We start from the raw sequence: 21,531 nt of genomic DNA on the forward strand, positions 1-21,531 counted from the left end.
CGTTCAGAGCGTCCTTGCCCTGTTCTCGTCGACGCCGTTGTCGTTCGATTACGTTACCCAAAGGTTAGACGAGGTTGCAACGGTTACGGTTCGCGATTGGTAAAGTGTTAGCGTATGGCGGCAGTGGCAAGCGAAATCGAGGTGCTCATTCGAGCGAAGTACCCCATCCTCTACATTCAATCGTGGGAAGAAGAACGAGTCGAGTTGGCGCTCGGGGAAATTTGCAAGAAACTTAATCGAAAATTGCACACATGGAGCGTCACGCAAGGGTTTCGCCCGGCGATGGTGAACACCAACATGAACAAGCCGGCGGGTCAACTCCCCAGTGAGTTGGAAGCCCTGGCGCAGGTTCACGAAGCGCCGGAATTCACGGTGATCATCCTCAAGGATTATCACGCGTATCTTCGCGACAACCGCGTGGTGCGGCTGTTGCGTGACCTCGCCGTGAAACTCCGTGGGAAAAGCCAAACGCTGATCCTGCTGTCGCCGAGCCTGACGCTGCCCACCGAACTTGAAAAGGACGTGACGGTCGTTGAGTTTCCGCTACCGAATCGGGACGAAATCTCGGCCCGCCTCGACGAGATATTGGCCGCCGTCAAGGGCAACGAAAACCTCGATTTGACCCTCACGCCGGAAGACCGCGAGATCATCGTTAAGTCCTCGCAGGGTCTTACCTTGGAGGAGGTGGAGTCCAGTTTCGCCCGCAGTTTTGTCGAGAAAAAGCGCTTGGACGTCGAGACCGTCCTGGAAGAAAAGAAGCAGATCGTCCGCAAGTCGGGTCTGCTGGAGTACTACCCGCCCAACAACAGCATGAACGACGTCGGCGGCCACGACCTGCTGAAGGACTGGCTGGAAAAGCGCAAGAGTAGCTTCACCGACAAGGCGAAAGAATTCGGGATTCCCGCGCCCAAGGGCGTGCTGCTGCTCGGGGTGCAAGGTTGCGGAAAGTCGCTGGTCGCCAAGGCCATCGCCACGAGTTGGAATCTGCCGATGCTCAAGCTCGATGTCGGGCGCATTTTCGGGAGCCTCGTAGGGCAGAGCGAAGAGAATATTCGCAAGGCGATCCGGGTCGCCGAGTCGGTCGCGCCCTGTATTTTGTGGGCGGATGAGCTCGAAAAGGGCTTTGCCGGTGTAGCCGGAAGCGGCTCGGGCGATAGCGGAACCACGGCGCGGGTGTTCAGCACCTTCCTGACATGGATGCAGGAGAAGACGAAGCCGGTGTTCCTCATCGCCACTGCCAACGACGTCAGCAAGTTGCCGCCGGAGCTCTTGCGCAAAGGCCGGTTTGACGAGATTTTCTTCATTGACCTTCCCGACGAAGCCGAGCGGCGCGAGATTTTGAGTATCCACCTCAAGAAGCGCAAGCGCGACGCCGCCAACTTTGATCTGGAGGCACTAGCGAAGCAGACGATCGGGTTCAGCGGGGCTGAGCTCGAGCAAGTGGTTATCGCCGCGCTGTTCACCGCGTTCGATGCGGGTCGGGAGTTGCAAACCGACGACTTGATGGCCGAGGGCCGGACGCAGGTGCCGCTCAGCCGCATGATGGCCGAGGACATCGCCGAACTGAGGCAATGGGCCAGCATGCGAACGCGCCCCAGCGCGAGCCGTAACGGCGCATCTTGAACCCGGTAAGCCTGCTAGATTTGGACAGCATCCGACAGCTTTGCGACTACAATAAATCCATGCAACGCCTGCCTTTCTTCGCCTCGCTCGTGGCTGCGGCCATGCTCATTGGTTGCGCGACCAGCAAGCCCATGCCTGGGCCGAAGGCCAAGTTCGTGATCAAAAACAATTCCGGTCGCGACCTGATGGTGATGCCGGCGAGCCTGACGAACTTGGCCGAACCCGCGGCGGCGAAGCCGGAAGAGATGGCCATGTTCTCGGACACCAGCCTCAACTTCGTACCGATGCCGTCGCTGATGGTGCTCGAAGGCGGCGCTGACGCCGACCAAAATCTCGTCGGCCTCATCCGGTTTAGCTCGGACGAAATGGCGAACGCTGAACTCGCCGGGCCGGTGAAAATCTCGCTGGAGCCGAACAAGATTTTCGTGAAATGGGGTTCGCGCGGCAAGGTGTACGACTACCTGGCGAAACCCAAGGTGGCCGGCGAACTCACCGTGCCCGAGGCAAAAGCCGCTGAAACTACGGAAAAGAAGTAGGTTTAAGCCACAATAAGTGGTATGCGAATCGCGATCATCGTTAGCCAGTGGAACGAGCTGGTCACCAAGGCGCTTCTCCAGGGCGCGCAGGAAACGCTCAACGAGCAAATGGTTGAGGTGTTTCAGGTTCCCGGAGCGTGGGAAATCCCGGTGCTCGCCTCGCGATTGATCTCGACCAACAACTTCCAGGGCATCGTCGCGCTCGGCTGCATCATGGAAGGCGAAACCATGCACGCCACCTTGCTCGCCAAGGACGTGAGTTCCGCGCTGATGAACCTGCAAGTGAGCACGCAGATTCCGATTGGTTGGGGCATCATCACCGCGCAAAACGCCGAGCAGGCCCTGGATCGTGCCGGGATGAAGCTCGGCAACAAGGGGCGCGAGGCGGCGGGTTCGGTCATGGAGATGGTTCGCCTGCTTAACGACATTGAGGTGGACGACGAGTTTGAACTGCCGACGTTCGGTGAACACGACTTCAATTCGCTGATTGAGGACGAAGAGTACGACCCCTTTAAGGAAGAATAATCTTCGCCCTTATGGATGCGGCGACCGCCTCGATGGGGTCGCTTGCGGCGGCTTGCTTGGCAGCGGCCAGGGTGGGCGCTCCGGCGGCGGCCTCGGCTAGCCAAGCCCGGGCGAACTCGCCCGATTGGATCTTGGCGAGCGTGTCTCGAACCGCTTCGGGCCGAATTACCTTGTCGCCGGTGATCTCTCCGCCATAAGCGGCGGTCTCGCTGATGGCCGCTTGCATCCCCGCCAAACCGCGCGTGTAGATCAGGTCAGTAATCAGCTTGAGCTCGTGCACGCACTCAAAGTACGCGAGCTCGGGCGAGTAACCCGCGTCCACAAGGGTTTGGTAAGCGCAGCGCACCAGCGCCGGGACGCCGCCGCACAATACCGCCTGCTCGCCGAACAGATCGGTGACTGTTTCCTCGCGTACGGTGGTGAGGAGACTCTCGCCCCACGCCGCGCCTATCGCTTTGGCGTAGGCCAGCGCCTTGCTCTGCGCCATGCCCGATGCATCTTGATGGACGGCAACCAGCGAAGCGAGCCCGCGCCCGGCGAGCACCTCGGCACGGAGCGACGCGCCCGATCCCTTGGGCCCGACGAGCACCACGTCGAGGTCGGCGCGGGGTCGAATGCCGCCAAACTCCAGCCCAAAGCCGTGCACGAAAATCACCGTCGAACCCGGCGCGAGACGCGGCTCGATGTCCGCATAGAGGGCGGCCATGTGCTGATCGGGAAGGGCCATCACGACCCAGTCGCTGGCCGCGGCGCAGTCACCGTACTCCATGGCCTTGAGCCCAGCAGCCTCAACCACTGGCCATTTGTCGCTTGACCGGCGCAACCCCACCGAAACCGACAAACCCGCCTCGTGCAGGTTCAGAGCGTGGGCGTGACCCTGGTTCCCGAACCCCAAAACGCCGATCCGAGCCGCTCGCGCGGGAGCGTCGTCAATGTCGGCGGCGGGGATGAAATGAGCCATATCCCCCAGTAAACCAAAAAATGTCGCAGAAAACTTGAGATTTGCCCTGAGGAAAGCTCAAGGAGATTACGAAGATTCATTAATGTGGCGAGCGGCATTCGCAGGATGTTGCACGTCGTGTCTTGGTGGTGACTACGAATTCATGCCTAAAGTGGTGGGAGGACTCATGGCAATTGCGGCCCTTGCGGCGAGCATTTTTGCTGGCGTCGGTCCCATCGACTGCCTGATTCGTGGACTCGTTGCTTTTGCCATAGGGGTGGTAGCCACGCAATGCTGGTACGTGTTTTTCACGATCCGGGTGCAACGCGGCGAAGCAGGACTCACCGAGAAAGAGGGTACGGGGGCCGTCCGCGCGACGGGTCAACCGGAGAGTTGAAATGGCGTTATCGCAGGAACAATTGCAAAAGTCGTGGGTTGATTTTAAGGTCTATAAGGACCCCACATCCCGCGCCGACCTGATTAACCACTACAGCTATTTGGTGAAAATCACCGCGGGACGATTGGTCACCAGTTTGCCCGGCGGCCTAGATCGCGAAGATCTCATCGGAAGCGGCGTCATCGGCTTGGTCAAGAGCGTTGACCAATTTGACCCGACCCGCGATGTTAAGTTTGAAACCTACGCCATTGCCTTGATCCGCGGCGCAATTTTGGAAATGCTTCGCGATGAAGACTGGGTGCCGCGCAGCATCCGCGAGAAGCTGAAGGCTCTCGACAAGGCTTACCTGAACCTGGAAACCCAACTCGGCCGTTCGCCCAGCGAGCGCGAAATTGCCGAGCGCATGGGCATCAGCGATGTGGAAGTGAGCGAACTGCTCGTCCGCATGGGTCGCACCAACGTTTACAGCCTCGATGACATTTTGGGTTCGCCGGGCGGTGACGACAGCGTGCCGTTCCGCGATTTGCTGGTGGACGACAAAGCCACGCCGGGTCATGAGACCGAGGGTCGCGAAATCCGCCGCATTCTCGGCGACGGCATCGACCGTCTTCCCGAACGCGAGCGCCTTGTTGTGGCGCTCTATTACTTTGAGGGGCTCACTTTCAAGGAAATCGGCAAGGTGCTGGGCGTCAGCGAATCGCGCGTTTACCAGCTCCACACTCAGGCCATGAACCGCCTTCGCACGTTCATGAAGGACCAAACAACGGTCGGCGCTTAAGCAAAAATAACGGGGCTAAGAAGGTCCAACCTGGTATAACCGGGTGGGAACTTCTTTGGCACGATTCTTGTTCAACAATGATCGTGAATCATTGGTCATTGCACCAAAGAAGGATTTGAATTCATGAGCAAGTTTGGACAAGCAAAGTTTGGCGCGGTCGGCATTTTTGTCGCCGGATTGACGGTTGGGATCGGCGTGATTGGCCTCGGCGGCTGTGGCAAGGGTGGCGGCGGAGCCGTCGCCAGCATCAACGGCGAAGCAATCTCGACCGACGAATGGCACCGCTATATGGAGTTCAAGCCGCAAGTCAACGTCATTGACAACAGCGGCAACCAAGTCGCGGCTCGCGTTGCCGAAACCATGGGCTTCCAAGCCTTCCAAGACCTGATGCGTAACAAGCTGATGCTTCAGTTGGCCAAGGACGAAGGCGTCGCTCCGACCGACAAGGACATCGAAGACGAAATCAAGTTCCGCAACAAGATGGACGGCAACTTCATTCCGAACCTCAATTCGCAAGGCCTGAAGCTGGAAGAAATCAAGGACCAACTCCGCATCGAACTGGCTCGCGAACGCATTCTCACCAAGGGGATCGAAGTCAAGGACATCGCCGTCAACCGCTTTATCGAAAAGAACCCGGCTGCCTTTATCAAGCCGCCGACGGCCGACATGCAGTGGATTCTCGTGAAGACGGAAGAAGCCAAGGCTCTGGTGGACCGCGACCTCAAGGGTGGCCAAAGCTTCTCGAAGGTCTCTTCGCAATACTCCCAGCACCCGGGTGCTAAGACCAACACTCGCTTCTCACAGAATGTGATTACTTCGATGCCCGGCCCCGTGCGTGCCATCGCCGAAAAGCTCAACGAAGCTCAAACCAGCGACTGGCTGAAGCTTTCGGACGGCTTTGCCAAGTTCTATGTCGAAAAGAAGACCGCTCCGGAGAAGGTCGCCATTGACGATCTGATGAAGGAGAGTATCCGCCGCCGCCTGGCCGTGGAGCGCGGGATGATCGCCATTGACCTCGACACGCGCCTTCTCAACAAGATGAAGGAATCGAAGATTGAGGTCAAGCTCGAAACGCTCGAAGGTCGCTGGAAGACCGCACTTGAGCGACTCGAAGAAATCGAAGAAAACCGCTCGACCAACAAGAACTAAGCTCGGTTCGGACAAAACCAGACGCGCTCGCCAATCGTGGTGGGCGCGTCTTTGTTCGTCTCGCTGGTACCTTATGAACTTGATGCAGACTACTTTTGTTGCCAGTTGGCGAGAACCCGGCGAGGCGACCATTCGCGAGGCGTGGCGACAGTTCTCGGCGGGGGCCGACATGCTCACGGCCATGGCCGAGGGGCTGGCCGTCGCGGAGTTGGATCCCAACCTTATCGCGATTGGCCGCGGTTCGGTGCCCAACACCGACGGCGACATTGAGCTGGACGCCAGCATCATGGATGGCCAGACCCTCAATTCGGGCGCGGTGTGCGCCGTTCGAGGCATCTGCCCGGTTATCCGGGTGGCCAAGCAGGTGATGGACCTCACCCCCTGCGTGATGCTCGCCGGCGATCAAGCGCGCCGCTTTGCGCTCGAAAACGGAGCCGAGCCCGTGGTGACGCACAGCGAGGATTCCATTCGGCGGCACCAACTTTGGGCGGCCGCCGAGAACAAAGAAGCGCATTACGTGCACGTGATGAGCGACCCCACGTCGCAGATTCACGGCGACACGGTGACGATTTTGGGTCTGAACCAGGGCCATGTGGCGGCGGCCTCCAGCACCAGTGGCTTGCCGTTTAAGCGTCCGGGGCGCGTGGGTGACTCGCCGATCATTGGCGCGGGCATCTACGCTGACGACGAGTTGGGTGCGGCCGGCGCGACGGGCAACGGGGAGGAACTCTGGCGAGCGGTGGCCTCGTTCCGGACTCTGGAGCACATGCGCGGCGGGATGAGCCCCACCCAGGCTTGCGAAGCCACGATCAAGTTTATGGCGCGGCGACGGCCCGTCACGCTGGAGCAGCCGTGTGTGGTGTTCGCGATGAGCCCCGAGGGCGAAGTCGGCGCGGCGACCACGCACAGCCCGTTTCCGATGTGGGTGTGCCGCGACGGCGCGATTGAACTCACCGAGATTCCGCCCATCGCCTGATGGCTGGCATCATCGGAACCGCCGGTCATGTGGACCACGGGAAGTCGGCGCTCATCAAGGCGCTGACTTCGATTGACCCGGATCGTCTGCCCGAAGAAAAAGCGCGTGGCATGACGATTGATCTCGGGTTTGCGTTTCTGAATGATGCCCACGGCGCCCGAGTCAGCATGGTTGACGTGCCCGGCCACGAATCGCTGATCACCAACATGCTGGCCGGGGCGATGGGCGTGCAGGTTTGCCTGCTCTGCGTGGCCGCCGACGACGGCATCATGGCGCAAACCCGCGAGCACTTTGCTCTCATGGAGTTGCTGCCCGTCGAGCGCATGGTGGTCGCGATTACCAAGGCGGATCTGGCCGATGCCGAGCTATTGCGGCAGCGCCGCAAAGAAGTTCAATCGCTGTTCAGCGGAACCCGATTTGCCAGCTCCCCGATTGTCACCTGCAGCGTGGTTGATGGTCACGGCCTGGAGGACGTGCGCCGGCAGTTGCTAAGCGCGCATGCCAGTCTAGGCGAGCCGCGCCGTGGCGGTGCGGCACTGTGGGTGGACCGCGCGTTCGCCCAAAAAGGTCGCGGCAACGTGGTGACCGGCAGTTTGCTGCGCGGAGAACTTCGCGTTGGCGAAGACCTGGTCGCGTGGCCGCGCAATTGGCGGGTCAAGATTTTGGAATTGCAGGTGCACGGCCAAACGGTTGCCAGCGTGGAGGGGCCGGAGCGGGTTGCGATATTGCTGAGCAGCAAGGTGACGCTGGAGGAAATGCCGCGAGGCACCCTGCTCGCCGAGCCGCAACTGGGTTCGGCGGAGACCGAACTCCACGCTCAAGTTCGCTGGGTGTCCGACGAAAAACCGCCGCGCCGCGTGCGCGTCGGACTCGGAACCGAGGATGTGCTCGCCGACCTGCGCATGCAAGGCGAAACCGCCATTCTTAAGCTCGACCGTCCGGTCGGAGTGATCCCCGGCTCGCCGATTATTCTGCGTCGCCACAGCCCGATGGACCTGCTCGGCGGCGGCATGCTCGTGCCCGCCACCGCGACTGGCAACACGGTTCTGAGCCTTATCGAGCGGGCCGCCAACGGCGTGACCACCGAGGTCATCTGCCGCAAGCTGGGTCGTACGCCGCAGGAACTTGGCGACGAGTTTGAGCGGCTCAAGCGCGCCGGGACGATCGTCGGTTTGGCCGGCACGTGGCTCGCGGCCGACCACCTGCAGACCCTTGCTCGCGCTTGCCTGAGCGCCATGGAAACCTTCCACACGGCGCACCCGGCGTTGCCCGGCCCCAAGAGCGAGCAGGTGGAGATTGCGCTGACCGGCAAGCCGCGCGAGCGCCTGTTGGCATTGCTGGCTCAACAGGGCCACTTGCGCGCGCAGGGCAACTGCTGGGCGCTCACCAGCTTTCGCATGCGCCTGAACGAGCGACAGGGCCAGCTTGTCGAGCGATTGGTGCAGGGCTTGGCCGGGCACGGATTCAATCCTCCCAACCCCTATGAGCTCGGCAAAGAGCTGAACATTCCGTTGCCGACCATCGAAGAGGGGCTTCGGCTTGGCCAAACCGTCGGCGCGATTGTCCAAGTGGCGGCGGACGTGTACTTGGGGCAGGCGACGGTGGTCGCCAGCGCCCAGGCGTTGCGCGAAAAATTTGGCACCAACGGTTTTTGCGTGGGCGAGGCGCGGACCGTGCTCAACACCAGTCGGCGCGTGGCGGTGCCGCTGCTGGAGACCCTTGATCGTCTGGGACACACCCAGCGCGACGGCGACCAGCGTCGTTTCTTATAGTTTTCTGACGGGAAACGCCGGTTTGGTTTGGTAGAATTTTTGCGTGGCCGAACCCAAAACAACAACTCGAACGCGAATTTTGGACGGCGCTCTTGAACTCTTCGCGACGAGCGGCTTGCTCAACACCAGCGTGGATCAGATTGCGCGGACGGTCGGCGTCCGCAAGGCCAACATTTTCTACTATTTCCCGACTCGCGACGACCTTGCCGTGGCCGCTCTTGAGCGCGTGGAGGCGATTACGTTGCGGCAACTCAGCGAAACCGAGGACCCCGTGGCGCTCCTGTTTGGCGACGAGGTGGGCGTCTCGCACGACATGTGTTGTTGGCTGCGTATCATGGCGCAAACCCCGTTTTTGACCGACGGTCTGCAGGCGCGAGCGCAGGAAAGCATGGTCACGGTTCACAAGCTGCTGGCCCCCCGCCTGGGCGCGGACGCCGCGTGGGGTGTGCTCACGGCGGCCATGGGTCTGGGTTCGTTGCCGGATAATCAGAGTCGTCTGAACGCCCGAACCTGGCACATTTCGGCGCAAAAATAGGGCGAGAGTCGCCTCCCGCCCCGTTGTTCGCCAGCGTTACTTGCCGGCTTCGGTGGCCTTCTTGGGCTCGGTTTCGTTGGTCGGAGCCGGTTCGCCAGTGCCCGGCGTCTTGTTGTCGCCACCAGTGGTGGTGACTTCGCCACCGTTGCTGGGGTCTTCGGCCTTGTTACAGCCGACGAGGGCGCCGGTGAACAGCGCTCCGATGAGGATAAGCGAGATTAACTTTTTCATGTTGTTACCTCCTAACTTCGGGAAGCTTGGTCACGCAACCAAGGGTGCTTCCCACTGGAGGCAACAACATCGGTTCCTGGCCAGTTCCCACATTATGCGGGCTCGGGTACCGGTGACCAGATGGGTTGACCCGGTGTGGTTCTACCCCGTCAGTAGGGGCTCACGGTCGCCACTGCTATCACTCTAAGTCCTTTGAAGAAGCAGTTCTTTCTCGAGACACCCCATGCGGGCGACGTTTCAGTTCCCGGTCAACTCCGAAGGAATGTTATCCGCCTGAATCTCGGTGACGCGCCACTTGGGGACGGGGATGATTAGCCATTCGCGACCGCTTTCCTTGGCCAGGCCAATGCGCGCGTCAATCGTCACCGCCGGCAGCTGCACCATCGCGATGCGGACGCTCACTTTCACGGGGGACGCAATCGTCGCCGTGTCGCCGGTGATCACCGGCTTCGGGTTGAGCACTTCGATATCGGGCTTGGCGTTGCGGATGTAATTGGCCACCTCGCCGCGGCCCGCCCCTTGCGCCTCCTCACTGTTCACCTTGAGGTTTCGGCTGACAAAGTCCAGCACCGCGCCCGGGCGCCCCTCGCGGCTCGCCTGCAGAGCTTCCTTCAGGGCAGCCTGAATCGCTTCCTCGTCGGTCGGGCGCCCGAGCGCAAACTTGAGCCCGAACAACGCGACAAGCGCGATTCCGAAACCAATTCCAACCTTACTTGCAGTGGTCATTTCACTTCTCCAATGGTGATGACGCCATTGGCGCGCCATTGATTCGCAAACAGCGGACGGCGATGCCCTCGGCAAGCTGCCGCAAAGGCTGCGGCTGATCGCATTCCGGCACCTTGTAAGGGCAGCGCGGCGCAAAGGCACACCCCGGCGGCAACGCATCAAATCGCGGTGGCTGCCCTGAAATGCTGGCCAAGCGGTCGCGCCCGGGCTGCGGAACCGCGCCGAGCAGAGCCTGCGTGTAGGGGTGTTGCGGCGCGCGCAGCATGGTCGGCGGACCTTGCTCCACCACCTGGCCGGCATAAAACACGGCGAGTTCGTCGCTCGTCTCGGCGATCACGCCGATGTCGTGCGAGATTAGCAGTACCGCCGTGCCGCACTCGGTTTGCAAGTCCTTCAGCAATCTCAGCACCTGAGCTTGCAGGGTCACGTCCAGTGCGGTGGTCGGCTCGTCGGCCAGCAACACCTGCGGGCGACAGGCAAACCCAATGGCGATGACCACGCGCTGGCGCTGGCCGCCGCTCATTTGGTGCGGAAACTTGCGCGCACTGGCCGCCGGATCGGGAATGCCCACGCGGTCGAGCATGTCCACGGCTTGCGTCCAGGCTTGGCGGCGCGTGGAATTTTGGTGCAGCTCAAACACCTCGGCGATCTGCGAGCCAACGTTGAGCACCGGATTGAGGCTGGTGAAGGGATCCTGCATCACCATCGCAATCTGCTTGCCGCGAATCTGCTGCCAGGATTTCTCGGGCGAACTGACCAGTTCTTGACCGGCCAAGCGAATGCTGCCCGAGACCGCCGACCCAGGGGGCGCCATGCCGATAATCGCCTTGGCCGTCATGCTTTTACCGCACCCCGATTCGCCCACCACGCCGAGTGTTTGACCGGCTTCCACCTGGAAACTAACGCCCCGCAAAATCGGCATTCCGCCAATCGCGAGACTCAGGTTTTCGACTTCCAACACGGCCATGGTCGCTAGTTTACAGCCTGCTATACTGCACGTATGTCCGAAAAAGTCCAGGTTGTTGTCGCGGAAGATGAAGCGGCCTATCGCCACGCCATCCAAAAGACGCTGGGCTTTATGACGGAATGCGAGATTCTTGCCGTGTGCAAGGACGGCATGGACGCGCTGGAAGCGTGCCTCGCCGAGTCGCCCGACGTACTTCTGACCGACATCAACATGCCGCGAATGGACGGCATCGAGCTCATTCGCAAGGTGCTGAAGAAGGATCGCAGCATCAATGTGGTGGTGCTGACGGTCAACGAGGACGACGATATCGTGTTCGAGGCGTTCCGCGCGGGCGCCCTGGGTTATCTGCTCAAGAGCAGCACGCCGCAGGATGTGATTCTCGCCGTGCGCTCCGCCGCCAAGGGCGAGGCGGTCATCACGCCGCGTATCGCCAGCAAGGTCATTGCCGACTTCCGCCGCCTAAAGGAAGATGTGGATACCGACGACACCGAGCTCTTTGCGCTTAGCGATCGCGAGTCCGAGATTCTCGATCTGGTCGCCGAGGGTCTGCGCAACAAGGAGATTGCCGACAAGCTGAGCATCGCCGAAAAGACCGTGAAAAACCACGTCAGCAACATCCTCAAGGCGCTGCAGGTGAACAGCCGCACCGAGGCGGCGATGAAGGCGATTAAGGCGAAAATGGCCGACCGATAAGATTTCGGGAGCGCATGGGTGCCGGTGTGCCCCGCGGTCTTCAAAACCGATTGTGACCTCGTTCGGGGTCAGGTGAGTTCGACTCTTACACGCTCCCGCCACAGGCTACGCGGCGGATCGCTTCCCAACCAATCAGCTCGACTTCCGGCGCGAGATAACCCTCGGCGACGGGTTCCGTGCGGAGCAGATCGGTGCTCAAGTACTTTTTGTTGTCGTCGCAGAAAATGGTCGTGACGACGGCGTTGCCGCCCATTTCGTTTTGAATTTTCAGCGCGGCCAGGAAGTTGGCGCCGCTACTGATTCCGACCGCCAATCCCATGCGCGTGGCCAGTTGCTGGGCCATGATAATCGCGTCGCCGTCATTGACATCCACGATGCTATCGAGCTGTTCGAGCTTGACGATCTCGGGAATGAACTCGTCAGAAATGCCCTGGATGCGGTGCTTGCCGATTTTGTGGCCGGTGCAAAGCGTCGGCGATTCGGCCGGCTCCATCGGGTGAATCTGTACGCCCGGCACCTTCTCCCGCAGGAATCGCCCGACGCCCATGATGGTGCCGCCGGTGCCCACCCCCGCGACAAACGCGTTTGGCTTTTTGCCGATGAGGCGGAGCTGCTCCAAAATCTCGGGGCCCGTCGTTTGTTCGTGGGCCTCGCAGTTCACGCAGTTGCTAAACTGGCACGGTAAAAAGACGTCGCCGCGCTGGGTGCGCAGGTCTTCGGTGGCGCGGATGCTCCCCAAAAATCCGCCCTGGGCCGGGCTGATCGGCACCACCTCAGCGCCAAAACTCTGAATGAGCTTCACCCGCTCGGTGGACATCCAATCCGGCATAAAGATCACCACGGGGTGGCCGAGCGCCCGCCCGAGCGCCGAGAATGAGATTCCGGTGTTGCCCGAGGTCGCCTCGGCGATTGTTTCGCCGGGCGCGATCGCGCCCTCGCAGTACGCCTTGCGCAGGATGGTGTAAGCCATCCGGTCTTTGATGCTGCCGGTCAGGTTCAGATATTCGGCCTTGGCGTAGATGGTCCGCTCTTCGCCGCGAAATCGGAAGTGCACGGCGAGCAACGGCGTGTTGCCCACCATCTGCGAAAGGCCATGAAATCGTCGCTGAATATCCGCCTGAACCACTCGCTTAGTGTACTGACTTTCGGCGGCGGCGAAGCAGTAAGGCTCCGGCGGCCATAGCAAACAGCGAACTCGGTTCGGGCGCGATGATCGTGGAGATCGCGACCGGGTCGCTGAGAATGCCAGCGCCAAAGGTGCCGAGCCCGTAGCCAATATTTGTATTCATCACCTGAACCAGGCCATTGCCCGCGGATACCGTGCCGCAGGTGTAGAAGGTGTCGCCGTGACCAAACGCCACACCTTTGACGACGGAGATATTTGGTATGTTGAACGTGCTCGAGAAGTTGCTGCTGGTCGACGCGGAGATCACTTGGTTGGTCGTGCCCGAAGCCGCCAGGTGGAGATTGCTCGTCTGACTCATGGCGATTTGGCCAGTCGCGGGAGCTGCTAGCGTAACCGAGCGCGTTAAGGTTGCCGCGCCAAACAGGGCGGTGTAGCTATATTCGCGCCAGTTGGTGCCGCCATGGACCGTTGCCAGGACATTGTTACGAAATGCGGTCGCCGTGTAAGTGGCGGACAGCGGCAGGGATGGTGCTCCATACCAACCGTCAACATTAGGCACCACGGCGCCAAGGTAGTTCACATTAAAATTCGTGTTAAAGGTGTAGCTGCCGTGTGCTTTGGTGATGTGACCGCCCGCGTAGAAGCCCACTGCGTTGAGCAACGCGCCATTCCACAAATCGAACTGGAACGTGCCATTCTCCGCGGTCACGACCAACCTGCCGTTGCTGGCATCGGCATAGACTCCCGCCGGGTTGTTGAGCATGCCGCCCCCGCCGATTGAACCTAGGTATGCGCGGCTCCCGCCATCGAACCGATGGATCATATCGTTGCCGCGATCGGCCACATAGAGGAGGTCAAACGAGGCCGAGGCACTGGCCGCCGCGCTGGCGACCACGAACAGAGAAACAACTTTCACGCCCTTATTGTAAGGCAGTTTCGTGCCATTTGGGCGAAAAAATTGCCAGAAATCTACCGGGTGATGTTGCTCGCGAGTTCTCCCGCGACGGTGTTCCACTTGCGGACCGACCACTTGGTGATGAGTCCATCGCGGGTGTACACGTCCTCGCGAGCGAATTCCTCCGCGGCCTCGGGGCCATCGCCGACGAACACGAGAATGGCCGAATCGGCGGGTTCCTCCAGGGCTCCGGCAAGCAAAATCTCGCCGCGCTCGACGGCCGCCCAAATCTGGTCGAGGTGCTCCTGGCGGCAGGCTCCGCGCCGCGCCAGGAAGTCGTCCACGAATTCGTACAGCAACACGTAGTGGGCCACGCGCTAGTTTAGCTTGCCCACCACGCGATCCACATTGTGCTGCCCCGGCAGTTGGTTGTCCAGCCGTAAGGTGCGCTCCCACGCCGAGAACTTGCTGTGCCCGTCCGAGAAAGTGAAGTTGGTGCCGTTGCCAAACGCTCGTTGCGCCAAGCGGGTTTGGAACCACTCTTCGACTGGCGCGCCCGGTGCTTCCGACCCTTGGTAGGCGGCCAGTGTGTTCCAGTCGTTGGTGAACGGATCGGCAACCGCCGTCTCCGGCCAGGGGTGGTACTCGGCGTCAATGGCCTCGATGTCGCGCACGGAAACCAGAATCTGGTCGGCGGGCCGCGAGATGTTGCCCAGCACCTCGCCGTGGCTGTAAAGGCCGTTGATGCTGTAGTCGCTTTCCGGCGTCACGAGCGTGCCGTCCTCATCCAGGGGCTTGCGCTTGTAGGCGGGGGTCCGGAACGCGTCCTTGCTCTTTACGTACCCAAACAGCGGGTCAAACCACCCGATGTCAAGCGTATGGTTGACCACCATCGTGCGGTCGTCGTTGTCGTTGGCGTAGAGCATGATCGCCTTGCCGATTTGGTTTAGGTTCGAAAGGTCCTGCGTTTTCTTGGCGGCCAGCTTGGCTTGCGTGAAAACGGGGAAGAGAATGGCCGCGAGGATTGCGATAATCGCGATGACTACGAGCAGTTCAATAAGAGTAAACGCCTTGCGCATATTCTTATTGTAACTAACTTGCAATTACAATGTAGAGGCGATTGCAGGTTTTTCTAAAGAATTCTTCCAGTCGCGGTATCCAATCACGGCTAGAACGAGGAAAACGAAGTAGAGAATTGCGAACAGGTAGTACTGGCGATAGGCAAACCACGGCACGTAAACCACGTCGAGCACAATCCAGAGCACCCAGTTTTCGATGCGCTTGCGGATGAGCCAGTACTGCGCGACGAGGCTGAACGAGGTCAGCACCGCGTCGAGCATGGGCGAGGCGCCGTTGTAGCGGATGAGCAGGAGCCGGGCGAAGTAGGTGCCGATGGCCCCCAGGGCTAGCCCAATTAACAGCTCGGTCCGGGAGCATCGGGTCACGGGGAGTTCGGTGCGATTTGCACCGCCGTAGACCCAGCTCCACCAGCCCCAGATGCCGCACAGGAAGTACACGAGTTGCAGCCAGGCGTCGGCAAAAAGCTTGCCCTCAAACAACACGATGCCAGTGAACACGGCGTTGACCAAACCAATGGGCCAGTTCCAAATGTTCTCTTTGGCGGCGAGCCACACGCACCAAGCGCCCGCCACGGCGCCCACGCACTCTTGCCAAGAATTCGGGATTCGCCCGCTGACGCCAAGCCAAATGAGCACCGCCGAGGCGGCCAGGCTTAGGATCATGAGGGGCGATTTCATCTGGGATAGACTCTACCCATGGCCTCGATTTTCACGCGCATTCTCAACGGCGAAATCCCGGGCGAAGTCTTGTGGCAAGACGAGCACTGCTTCGCCATTCGCGATATTCACCCGCAAGCGCCGACGCACGTGTTGGTGATTCCGAAGACCGAAGTGCAGGGCGTCGCCGCGACCGGCGACCAAGGCGACCACAACCACCTTCTTAACGCGGCTCGCAAGGTCGCCGAGCAACTCGGACTGACCACCTATCGCCTCGTGATCAACCAGGGGCCGGATGCCGGCCAAGTGGTGGATCATCTTCATGTCCACCTGTTGGCGGGCAAGAAGATGACCTCCGACTTTGCTTAGAACGCCATGCCCGCGTAGTCGCGTATGAGGCCGACCACGCGGCCAATGATCTTGGCGTCTTCGCGATCCACCGCAATCGGGCTGTAGTTGGGGTTGCTGGCGATGAGGAACGTGCCCTTCGGCTCGTAGCGAATGCGCTTGACGGTGGCTTCGTCGCCGAGGAGAACCGCGACCAAGTCGCCGTTCACCGCGGTTTGTTGGGGCTTGATTACCACCAGGTCGCGCGGCATGATGCCTTCGCCGTTCATCGAGTCGCCTCGCACCCGAAGCAGAAACGCGTTTTCGATGTTCTTCACCATTTGCGCGGGTACCGGAATCAGGTCTTCCACGTGCTGGTCGGCGGTGATGGGGATCCCGGCGGCAATTGTCCCGACGAGCGGGAGCATCGCGGTGCGGTTCGCCGAATTCTCGTAGGCCGGGTGCGTAATTCGGATGGAGCGGGGCGTGTTTGCCCGCGCGATAAAGCCTTTCTTGGCTAGCGCGTCCAGGTGAACCGTCACCCCGCGCAGCGAGCCGATCTCAAAGTGCGATCCGATTTCCCGAATCGAGGGCGGATACCCCTTTTCCTTGATGTACTCGTTGACAAAAACGAGAATTGCTTCCTGCCGTCGTGTTAGTCCCTTAGCCATGGCATCTCCACTTTACCCAGGCTTTGTCTACATAATGCAAGGGGGTGTCTACAATTATTTCGATAAAAATGAGTCACTGTTCGGTGCGGGAACCGACCGAGTGCCATAATGGGTTTTCGTAATAGCGAATTTTGGCCCATGTCAATTAGTCAGGTTAAGAAACTTAGTGAGCACAAAGGGTGCTCGTGGACCATCGGGGTCCTGATGATCCTTGCGCTCGGCACGAGCATGTTCCAGTGTCAGGGCAACAGCACCGGCGGCGGGGCCGATCAGGCGAGTAAGGAGATTCCGCTCGGAATGGTGGGCTCCACGCCGATTTTGCTTTCGCAGGTCAGCGACCGCGTCCGCGCCATCGAAGAGCAGCAGCCGAACCAATCGCTGGCGGCCGAGATCGTGCCGGATGTTTATGGCAACATGCTCTTCAATTCGGTGGAAGCCGCCTACGCGCTCGAAACCGTAAAGCGCGCTGGGTTCAAGCCGACCGACGAAGAGATCATTAACCAGTTCAATGCGTCCATCAACTCGCAACTTGAGCAGATGCGCATGCAAATGATCATCCAAAAGAAACTCAAGAGCGATGCGACCGACCAAGATTTCGCCGCCGCCTTTGAAAAGGAAGCCAAGCGTCCGCTGGAGCAAGCTCGCAAGGAGGCTCTGGATGGATTCCGCAAGGCGCTCGCTGACCCCACGAAGCGCGAAGCAATCATCGCCGAGGGCAGCCTTTCGCTGTACGGCGAGAAGCTGAAGGACGAACTTACGTTCGACGATGCCGACCTGAAGGTGTCGCGCGACATCCTCATGGTCAAGCGAATCTACAGCAAAGACCCGGCCAAGATCGAGTCCGCGCAAAAGGATCTGAAAGCGGGCCAGTCGTTCGAAGACGTGATGGAGAAGTACTCGGAGGACATGCCGGAAGAGGGCAAGCGGCTTCGAGACTCGACCCAAAATCTACCCGTGGGCATGGTGCTGGGCACGGCCAAGGCCGAGCTCAAGAGCGCCAAGCAAAGCTCCACCGTCGGCCCGCTGCCGACCGAAGAAGGGCAGGCGATCTACTTTATCGTCAAGCGCACGGTCAACCCGATTAAGGAATTCGACAAGATCAAGGCGTCTGTTCGCGACGAAGTGGTCGGCCAAGCCGCCAGCACCATTCGCACCGAAAAGATTGCCGCCGTCCGCAAGGAAGGCGTGACCTGGAAGAGCGACGGCGCGAAGAACCTGTTCACGGTTTACAGCGACAACTTCGACCCGAAGAATCCGGCAATGATCACCAAGTACGAAGGCATCCTGGAAAGTCCGCTCAGCGGAGAATCGGAAGCGGATCGACGCCTCACTATTTTCTCTCGACAGATTGCTCTTCAACGTTTGATGAAAGCGTGGACCCAAGAGCAAAAGACCAAGAACATTGAGCGCATTCTGGCCACCACCGAGGAGTATCTGGGGACGACCGAATCGGTCGGTCTTCGACTTGAACTCACCAAGAACCTCATTGCCGCCAAGCGGCCCGAAGCCGCAGGTCAACTCGTCAAGGCAATCCAAGCCAACTCCGGTTTTGAGCCGGTGAACGAAGCCAATTTCGGCAACCTGGGCGCGACCTTGCTCTCGCTGAAAAACGCGAAGCTCGGCACGCCGGAAGAAATTAAGGCCGCCGAAGACCTCCTCAAGCAGTGGCGACAAGACAAGCTCGCGACCGACAAGGAGCGCGCGGAGATTAAGAAGCAGGGCGAAAAGATCGCCGAAGACGAGCGTAAAGCCGCCGAGGCCGAGAAAAAGGCCGCCGAGGCTGAGAAAAAGGCCGCCGACGCCACAAAGGCCAAAGACAAGGCACCTAGCTCCAAGGACTTGACCGGCGAGAAAACCGGAAACTAACGTGGGCGGGCGACTGGTCGTTGTGGCGGGGCCGATTGGCAACCTCAGCGACCTTTCGCCGCGCGCCCGGGAAGAGCTCGCCAACGCCGACGGTTGGTTTGTGGAGGACACCCGAATCAGCGGCAAACTGCAAACCGTGCTCGGCGTGAAAAAGCCGATGCGCACGCTCAACGAGCACACCACGCCACGGGCCGTTCAAGCCTACGTGGACGAGGTGGCCAAAGATCAAACATGGGCCGTGCTCAGCGACGGCGGCGCCCCCGCGATTAGCGACCCCGGCGCGCTACTGGTAGACCTTGCCCGCGAAGACGACATTGAAGTGGACGCGATTCCGGGTCCCAGCGCGGTGACCACCGCTCTTATGCTCAGCGGATTTTACGCGCAACGATTCGCCTTTCTTGGGTTTTTGCCCCGCAAGCCCGGACCTATGGGCCGCGAGCTCGAAGCCTACGCCGAAAGCACGCTCACGCTGGTGGTGTTCGAGTCGCCATTTAGGGTGCGAGCGTTCTTGGAAGTCGCCGGAAAAGCGCTTCCCGGAAGGCGATATGCAATTTGTCGAGAAATGTCGAAGGCTCACCAGCAAGTTTTTCGCGCTGAGTTGCCAATAATTCCCAGTGAGAAAGAAGTTCCCTCCAAAGGAGAGTTCACAATCGTCTTAGAAGGCAAGCGGAGCCGCGACTCGGGATTCGGGTAGGCTTGCGCAGCAAGAAATTGCATAGTATGAAAAAGTTCGCACTTTGGATTTTGATGGTCCTGACGCTGATTTCCTCGGCGTTCGGCCAATCCAGCACGGAAACCTACCGCCTGCAAGCGGAAGACGTTCTCCGCATTCAAGTCTTTGGCCTGCAAGAAATCGCGGCTGAAGTGCGAGTCGGACGCGACGGAAAGGTCACCGCGCCGTTCATCGGTAGCATCCGCGCCGAAGGACTGACGGCCAGCGAACTTGAAGCCGAGCTCGCCCGCGAGTATGTCAAGAAGCTCCGCCTTCGCGACCCGCGCGTCTCGGTGACGATCGTACAATTCCGCCAGATGACGGCTTCGATTACGGGTGCTGCGAACCGCCCGGGTCTGATTCCGATTCGCCAGGGCGACACCGTTCTGGACCTCATCGCCGCGGGTGGTGGCCTGTTCCCACAGAACGCCGCCGATGGCAAGCGCGCTACGCTTCAACGTCGCGGTAGCAAGGAACTCATTCCCGTGGACCTAGACGCCCTGCTCAAGCGCGGCGACCTTTCGCAAAACTACGAATTGATGGACGGCGACGTGCTCGCCGTGCCGGAAAATCTGAACAACCGCGTGTTCGTGTTCGGAGCTGTGCAACAGCCGGGTCCAAAGCTGTTCCGCGACGGCATGACGCTCAGCGAGGCGTTGGTCGAATCGGGCGGCGACATTCCCTACCGCACCCAACTGAGTAAGACCACGGTTCAACGACCGCGTCCGGGCTCGCCGGGGCAGTACGACTTTATTCAAGTCGACCTCATCAAGTTCCTCAAGAAGAACGACGCGAATCAGAACCTGGCGCTTCGCCCGGGCGACATCGTGTTCTTCGCCGATAGCAAGACGCCGGATGCCAACCGCATCGCTCAGCTCTCCACGTCGGTGGCCAACTTCTTCTTCATCCTCGATCGATTCGGCCTGAACATCATCGGCCGCTAATCGCGAACAACGTTCGGCAAGCGAGGTCCTGGTAACGCTACCAGGACCTCGTTGTTCGTTCAAAATGCGGGTTCTGCCGGGTAAACTTGCCGTGAGATGAGCACCATTTTGGACTCAACCCTTCCCCCCACCCGACTCAAGACCTGGCGCGAAAAGGTCGGTCTCGCCGAGATGCTTAAGGGCGGCGTCATCATGGACGTCGTTGATCCTGATCAGGCGAAGATCGCCGAAGACGCCGGTGCCGTGGCCGTGATGGCCCTGGAGCGCGTGCCCGCCGATATCCGCCGCGATGGTGGCGTGGCCCGCATGAGCGACCCCGACATGATCGCCGGGATTCAGGCGTGCGTGGACATCCCCGTCATGGCGAAATGCCGCATCGGCCACTTCGCCGAAGCGCAGATTCTGGAAGCCCTGGAAGTTGACTTTATCGACGAAAGCGAAGTGCTGACCCCCGCCGACCACGAAAACCATGTGGATAAGCATGGCTTCACCGTGCCGTTTGTCTGCGGCGCCAAGAACCTGGGCGAGGCCCTACGACGTTGCGGCGAAGGCGCGGCGATGATGCGCACCAAGGGCGAGGCCGGAACCGGCGACGTCGTGGAAGCGGTCCGTCACATGCGCACCATCATGCGCGAAATCCGACGCGTGCACAGCGCGCGCGAAGACGAACTCTACGTGCTGGCCAAGGAATTTCAAGCGCCGCTGGACATGATCCGCATTGTCCACGAAACCGGCAAGCTGCCGGTGCCCAACTTCTCGGCCGGTGGCATCGCCACTCCCGCGGACGCCGCGCTGATGATGCAACTCGGAGCCGAAACCGTGTTTGTCGGCAGCGGCATCTTCAAATCGGGTGACCCCGCCAAGCGCGCCCGCGCCTGCGTCGAAGCCGTGCTGTTCTACAACGACCCCAAGAAGCTGGCCGAAATCAGCCGCAACCTGGGCGAAGCCATGGTCGGCATCAACTGCAGCAGCCTGCCCCCGCAAGAGCAGCTCGCCTCGCGCGGCTGGTAATCACAGGCGCGCTCGGTGGCGCACCATGTGATCGACAATGAGCGGAGCGAAGTCAACCGCATTGACTTCGCTCCATTTTGCCCAACTCACCTCGGCGATTTCGGCTTGCGCGAGGACCTCGCCGACTACCTCTGCCGTGAACACGTCGGCCGTCATCTCGGTGTTGGCCTCGTTGGCCGGCGCGCACACCACGCGCTCCAGAAACTGCACATCCCGCAACTCGCAGCCCAACTCTTCGCGGAGTTCACGGCGCAACGCGTCCTCGGGGGCTTCGTTTGTAAGGGGTTTGCCGCCCGGCTGAAACCACTTCGTTGTGCCGTGCTTACGAACCACAAGGATTTGGTCATTCCGTTGGGCCAAAAGAGCCACAACATAGAGCTTTGCGGTCACAATTT

Annotated in this window: 26 protein-coding genes and 1 tRNA gene; 16 read left to right on the top strand and 11 right to left on the bottom strand. The window is 60.3% G+C overall.

All coding sequences use genetic code 11. From position 1 onward, the window contains the following. The first annotated feature begins 114 nt into the window (after window positions 1-114). From JNJ45_00235 to JNJ45_00245, 3 genes are read left to right on the top strand one after another with little or no spacing between them, the layout of a single operon-like run. Complete coding sequence (locus JNJ45_00235) at window positions 115-1,623, top strand: AAA family ATPase (protein ID MBL8047086.1); 1,509 nt, start codon at window positions 115-117, stop codon at window positions 1,621-1,623. Window positions 1,624-1,682: 59 nt separating this feature from the next. Further along, window positions 1,683-2,159 (top strand): hypothetical protein, encoded by a 477-nt coding sequence (locus tag JNJ45_00240; GenBank protein MBL8047087.1) that lies wholly within the window; start codon window positions 1,683-1,685, stop codon window positions 2,157-2,159. Window positions 2,160-2,180: 21 nt separating this feature from the next. Next, on the top strand, window positions 2,181-2,684 hold the full coding sequence (locus tag JNJ45_00245; GenBank protein ID MBL8047088.1) for a 6,7-dimethyl-8-ribityllumazine synthase: 504 nt from the start codon (window positions 2,181-2,183) through the stop codon (window positions 2,682-2,684). On the opposite strand, the gene ilvC is transcribed toward JNJ45_00245, so the two are convergent. Continuing rightward, window positions 2,671-3,645: a ketol-acid reductoisomerase gene (gene ilvC, locus JNJ45_00250; protein ID MBL8047089.1), complete on the bottom strand. Its 975-nt coding sequence runs from the start codon at window positions 3,643-3,645 to the stop codon at window positions 2,671-2,673. The genes JNJ45_00245 and ilvC overlap by 14 nt on opposite strands. A 166-nt stretch (window positions 3,646-3,811) precedes the next feature. Between ilvC and JNJ45_00255 the strand changes: the two genes are divergently transcribed. From JNJ45_00255 to JNJ45_00280, 6 genes are all read left to right on the top strand, one after another. Next, window positions 3,812-4,021 (top strand): hypothetical protein, encoded by a 210-nt coding sequence (locus JNJ45_00255; GenBank protein MBL8047090.1) that lies wholly within the window; start codon window positions 3,812-3,814, stop codon window positions 4,019-4,021. Window position 4,022: 1 nt separating this feature from the next. Beyond that, on the top strand, window positions 4,023-4,799 hold the full coding sequence (locus tag JNJ45_00260) for a FliA/WhiG family RNA polymerase sigma factor (GenBank protein MBL8047091.1): 777 nt from the start codon (window positions 4,023-4,025) through the stop codon (window positions 4,797-4,799). Window positions 4,800-4,922: 123 nt separating this feature from the next. Next, on the top strand, window positions 4,923-5,948 hold the full coding sequence (locus JNJ45_00265; GenBank protein ID MBL8047092.1) for a SurA N-terminal domain-containing protein: 1,026 nt from the start codon (window positions 4,923-4,925) through the stop codon (window positions 5,946-5,948). A gap of 82 nt (window positions 5,949-6,030) precedes the next feature. Continuing rightward, window positions 6,031-6,924, top strand: coding sequence for an isoaspartyl peptidase/L-asparaginase (locus JNJ45_00270; protein ID MBL8047093.1), 894 nt, complete (start codon window positions 6,031-6,033; stop codon window positions 6,922-6,924). After that, complete coding sequence (gene selB, locus JNJ45_00275; protein ID MBL8047094.1) at window positions 6,924-8,696, top strand: selenocysteine-specific translation elongation factor; 1,773 nt, start codon at window positions 6,924-6,926, stop codon at window positions 8,694-8,696. Before JNJ45_00270 ends, selB begins: the two co-directional genes overlap by 1 nt. Before the next feature lie 43 nt (window positions 8,697-8,739). Further along, a complete protein-coding gene (locus tag JNJ45_00280) occupies window positions 8,740-9,231 on the top strand; it encodes a TetR family transcriptional regulator (GenBank protein MBL8047095.1) in 492 nt (163 codons plus the stop codon). A gap of 36 nt (window positions 9,232-9,267) precedes the next feature. Here JNJ45_00280 and JNJ45_00285 read toward each other — a convergent pair whose 3' ends face one another. From JNJ45_00285 to JNJ45_00295, 3 genes are all read right to left on the bottom strand, one after another. Next, window positions 9,268-9,462 carry a hypothetical protein gene (locus JNJ45_00285; protein ID MBL8047096.1) on the bottom strand — a complete coding sequence of 65 codons (195 nt, stop codon included), beginning with the start codon at window positions 9,460-9,462 and terminating at the stop codon, window positions 9,268-9,270. A gap of 237 nt (window positions 9,463-9,699) precedes the next feature. Continuing rightward, the gene (locus JNJ45_00290; GenBank protein MBL8047097.1) at window positions 9,700-10,188 is read right to left on the bottom strand and encodes a hypothetical protein; all 489 of its coding nucleotides are present in this window, start codon (window positions 10,186-10,188) and stop codon (window positions 9,700-9,702) included. Window position 10,189: 1 nt separating this feature from the next. Continuing rightward, window positions 10,190-11,155 carry an ABC transporter ATP-binding protein gene (locus JNJ45_00295; GenBank protein MBL8047098.1) on the bottom strand — a complete coding sequence of 322 codons (966 nt, stop codon included), beginning with the start codon at window positions 11,153-11,155 and terminating at the stop codon, window positions 10,190-10,192. A gap of 33 nt (window positions 11,156-11,188) precedes the next feature. Between JNJ45_00295 and JNJ45_00300 the strand changes: the two genes are divergently transcribed. Then, complete coding sequence (locus JNJ45_00300) at window positions 11,189-11,848, top strand: response regulator transcription factor (protein ID MBL8047099.1); 660 nt, start codon at window positions 11,189-11,191, stop codon at window positions 11,846-11,848. Between the two features lie 6 nt (window positions 11,849-11,854). Then, window positions 11,855-11,949: transfer RNA gene (locus JNJ45_00305), tRNA-Sec, on the top strand. Here the strand turns inward: JNJ45_00305 and JNJ45_00310 are convergent. Genes JNJ45_00310 through JNJ45_00330 form a run of 5 tightly spaced genes read right to left on the bottom strand, consistent with a single transcriptional unit; the run spans window position 11,934 to window position 15,626 of the window. Beyond that, a complete protein-coding gene (locus tag JNJ45_00310) occupies window positions 11,934-12,974 on the bottom strand; it encodes a PLP-dependent cysteine synthase family protein (protein ID MBL8047100.1) in 1,041 nt (346 codons plus the stop codon). The genes JNJ45_00305 and JNJ45_00310 overlap by 16 nt on opposite strands. A gap of 4 nt (window positions 12,975-12,978) precedes the next feature. Continuing rightward, a complete protein-coding gene (locus tag JNJ45_00315) occupies window positions 12,979-13,890 on the bottom strand; it encodes a PEP-CTERM sorting domain-containing protein (protein MBL8047101.1) in 912 nt (303 codons plus the stop codon). A 53-nt stretch (window positions 13,891-13,943) separates the two neighbouring features. Continuing rightward, the gene (locus tag JNJ45_00320) at window positions 13,944-14,243 is read right to left on the bottom strand and encodes a YciI family protein (GenBank protein MBL8047102.1); all 300 of its coding nucleotides are present in this window, start codon (window positions 14,241-14,243) and stop codon (window positions 13,944-13,946) included. A 3-nt stretch (window positions 14,244-14,246) separates the two neighbouring features. Beyond that, the gene (locus JNJ45_00325; protein ID MBL8047103.1) at window positions 14,247-14,948 is read right to left on the bottom strand and encodes a prepilin-type N-terminal cleavage/methylation domain-containing protein; all 702 of its coding nucleotides are present in this window, start codon (window positions 14,946-14,948) and stop codon (window positions 14,247-14,249) included. Between the two features lie 24 nt (window positions 14,949-14,972). Continuing rightward, window positions 14,973-15,626 (bottom strand): nicotinamide mononucleotide transporter, encoded by a 654-nt coding sequence (locus tag JNJ45_00330; protein MBL8047104.1) that lies wholly within the window; start codon window positions 15,624-15,626, stop codon window positions 14,973-14,975. An 18-nt stretch (window positions 15,627-15,644) separates the two neighbouring features. Here JNJ45_00330 and JNJ45_00335 point away from each other — a divergent pair, with 18 nt between their 5' ends. Next, on the top strand, window positions 15,645-15,974 hold the full coding sequence (locus JNJ45_00335; protein ID MBL8047105.1) for an HIT domain-containing protein: 330 nt from the start codon (window positions 15,645-15,647) through the stop codon (window positions 15,972-15,974). Here JNJ45_00335 and lexA read toward each other — a convergent pair. Continuing rightward, window positions 15,971-16,603, bottom strand: a complete 633-nt coding sequence (gene lexA, locus JNJ45_00340; GenBank protein ID MBL8047106.1) for a transcriptional repressor LexA — start codon at window positions 16,601-16,603, stop codon at window positions 15,971-15,973. The two genes, JNJ45_00335 and lexA, sit on opposite strands and share 4 nt — an antisense overlap. A gap of 138 nt (window positions 16,604-16,741) precedes the next feature. On the opposite strand from lexA, the gene JNJ45_00345 reads away from it, so the two are divergent. From JNJ45_00345 to pdxS, 4 genes are all read left to right on the top strand, one after another. Beyond that, window positions 16,742-18,469, top strand: coding sequence for a hypothetical protein (locus JNJ45_00345; protein MBL8047107.1), 1,728 nt, complete (start codon window positions 16,742-16,744; stop codon window positions 18,467-18,469). Window position 18,470: 1 nt separating this feature from the next. Next, entirely contained in the window at window positions 18,471-19,163 is a 693-nt protein-coding gene (gene rsmI, locus JNJ45_00350; protein ID MBL8047108.1) for a 16S rRNA (cytidine(1402)-2'-O)-methyltransferase, read from the top strand. A gap of 26 nt (window positions 19,164-19,189) precedes the next feature. Next, window positions 19,190-20,125, top strand: a complete 936-nt coding sequence (locus JNJ45_00355; GenBank protein ID MBL8047109.1) for a polysaccharide export protein — start codon at window positions 19,190-19,192, stop codon at window positions 20,123-20,125. 96 nt (window positions 20,126-20,221) lie between these two features. Continuing rightward, window positions 20,222-21,136, top strand: coding sequence for a pyridoxal 5'-phosphate synthase lyase subunit PdxS (pdxS, locus tag JNJ45_00360; GenBank protein ID MBL8047110.1), 915 nt, complete (start codon window positions 20,222-20,224; stop codon window positions 21,134-21,136). On the opposite strand, the gene JNJ45_00365 is transcribed toward pdxS, so the two are convergent. After that, window positions 21,137-21,526 carry an NUDIX domain-containing protein gene (locus JNJ45_00365; protein ID MBL8047111.1) on the bottom strand — a complete coding sequence of 130 codons (390 nt, stop codon included), beginning with the start codon at window positions 21,524-21,526 and terminating at the stop codon, window positions 21,137-21,139. Window positions 21,527-21,531: the final 5 nt, after the last annotated feature.

This window comes from Chthonomonas sp., assembly GCA_016788425.1.
Lineage (GTDB): Bacteria > Armatimonadota > Fimbriimonadia > Fimbriimonadales > Fimbriimonadaceae > JAEURQ01.

What these genes read in the sequence shown, in the direction of transcription:
- JNJ45_00300 (MBL8047099.1), top strand. Translation starts at nt 11,189, where the DNA reads ATGTCCGAAAAAGTCCAGGTTGTTGTCGCGGAAGATGAAGCGGCCTAT.
- JNJ45_00335 (MBL8047105.1), top strand. Translation starts at nt 15,645, where the DNA reads ATGGCCTCGATTTTCACGCGCATTCTCAACGGCGAAATCCCGGGCGAA.
- JNJ45_00330 (MBL8047104.1), bottom strand. Translation starts at nt 15,626, where the DNA reads ATGAAATCGCCCCTCATGATCCTAAGCCTGGCCGCCTCGGCGGTGCTC.
- lexA (MBL8047106.1), bottom strand. Translation starts at nt 16,603, where the DNA reads ATGGCTAAGGGACTAACACGACGGCAGGAAGCAATTCTCGTTTTTGTC.
- JNJ45_00270 (MBL8047093.1), top strand. Translation starts at nt 6,031, where the DNA reads ATGCAGACTACTTTTGTTGCCAGTTGGCGAGAACCCGGCGAGGCGACC.
- JNJ45_00245 (MBL8047088.1), top strand. Translation starts at nt 2,181, where the DNA reads ATGCGAATCGCGATCATCGTTAGCCAGTGGAACGAGCTGGTCACCAAG.
- JNJ45_00295 (MBL8047098.1), bottom strand. Translation starts at nt 11,155, where the DNA reads ATGGCCGTGTTGGAAGTCGAAAACCTGAGTCTCGCGATTGGCGGAATG.
- pdxS (MBL8047110.1), top strand. Translation starts at nt 20,222, where the DNA reads ATGAGCACCATTTTGGACTCAACCCTTCCCCCCACCCGACTCAAGACC.
- JNJ45_00260 (MBL8047091.1), top strand. Translation starts at nt 4,023, where the DNA reads ATGGCGTTATCGCAGGAACAATTGCAAAAGTCGTGGGTTGATTTTAAG.
- JNJ45_00240 (MBL8047087.1), top strand. Translation starts at nt 1,683, where the DNA reads ATGCAACGCCTGCCTTTCTTCGCCTCGCTCGTGGCTGCGGCCATGCTC.
- JNJ45_00255 (MBL8047090.1), top strand. Translation starts at nt 3,812, where the DNA reads ATGGCAATTGCGGCCCTTGCGGCGAGCATTTTTGCTGGCGTCGGTCCC.
- JNJ45_00265 (MBL8047092.1), top strand. Translation starts at nt 4,923, where the DNA reads ATGAGCAAGTTTGGACAAGCAAAGTTTGGCGCGGTCGGCATTTTTGTC.
- JNJ45_00235 (MBL8047086.1), top strand. Translation starts at nt 115, where the DNA reads ATGGCGGCAGTGGCAAGCGAAATCGAGGTGCTCATTCGAGCGAAGTAC.
- JNJ45_00285 (MBL8047096.1), bottom strand. Translation starts at nt 9,462, where the DNA reads ATGAAAAAGTTAATCTCGCTTATCCTCATCGGAGCGCTGTTCACCGGC.
- ilvC (MBL8047089.1), bottom strand. Translation starts at nt 3,645, where the DNA reads ATGGCTCATTTCATCCCCGCCGCCGACATTGACGACGCTCCCGCGCGA.
- JNJ45_00290 (MBL8047097.1), bottom strand. Translation starts at nt 10,188, where the DNA reads ATGACCACTGCAAGTAAGGTTGGAATTGGTTTCGGAATCGCGCTTGTC.
- selB (MBL8047094.1), top strand. Translation starts at nt 6,924, where the DNA reads ATGGCTGGCATCATCGGAACCGCCGGTCATGTGGACCACGGGAAGTCG.
- JNJ45_00345 (MBL8047107.1), top strand. Translation starts at nt 16,742, where the DNA reads ATGTCAATTAGTCAGGTTAAGAAACTTAGTGAGCACAAAGGGTGCTCG.
- JNJ45_00355 (MBL8047109.1), top strand. Translation starts at nt 19,190, where the DNA reads ATGAAAAAGTTCGCACTTTGGATTTTGATGGTCCTGACGCTGATTTCC.
- JNJ45_00325 (MBL8047103.1), bottom strand. Translation starts at nt 14,948, where the DNA reads ATGCGCAAGGCGTTTACTCTTATTGAACTGCTCGTAGTCATCGCGATT.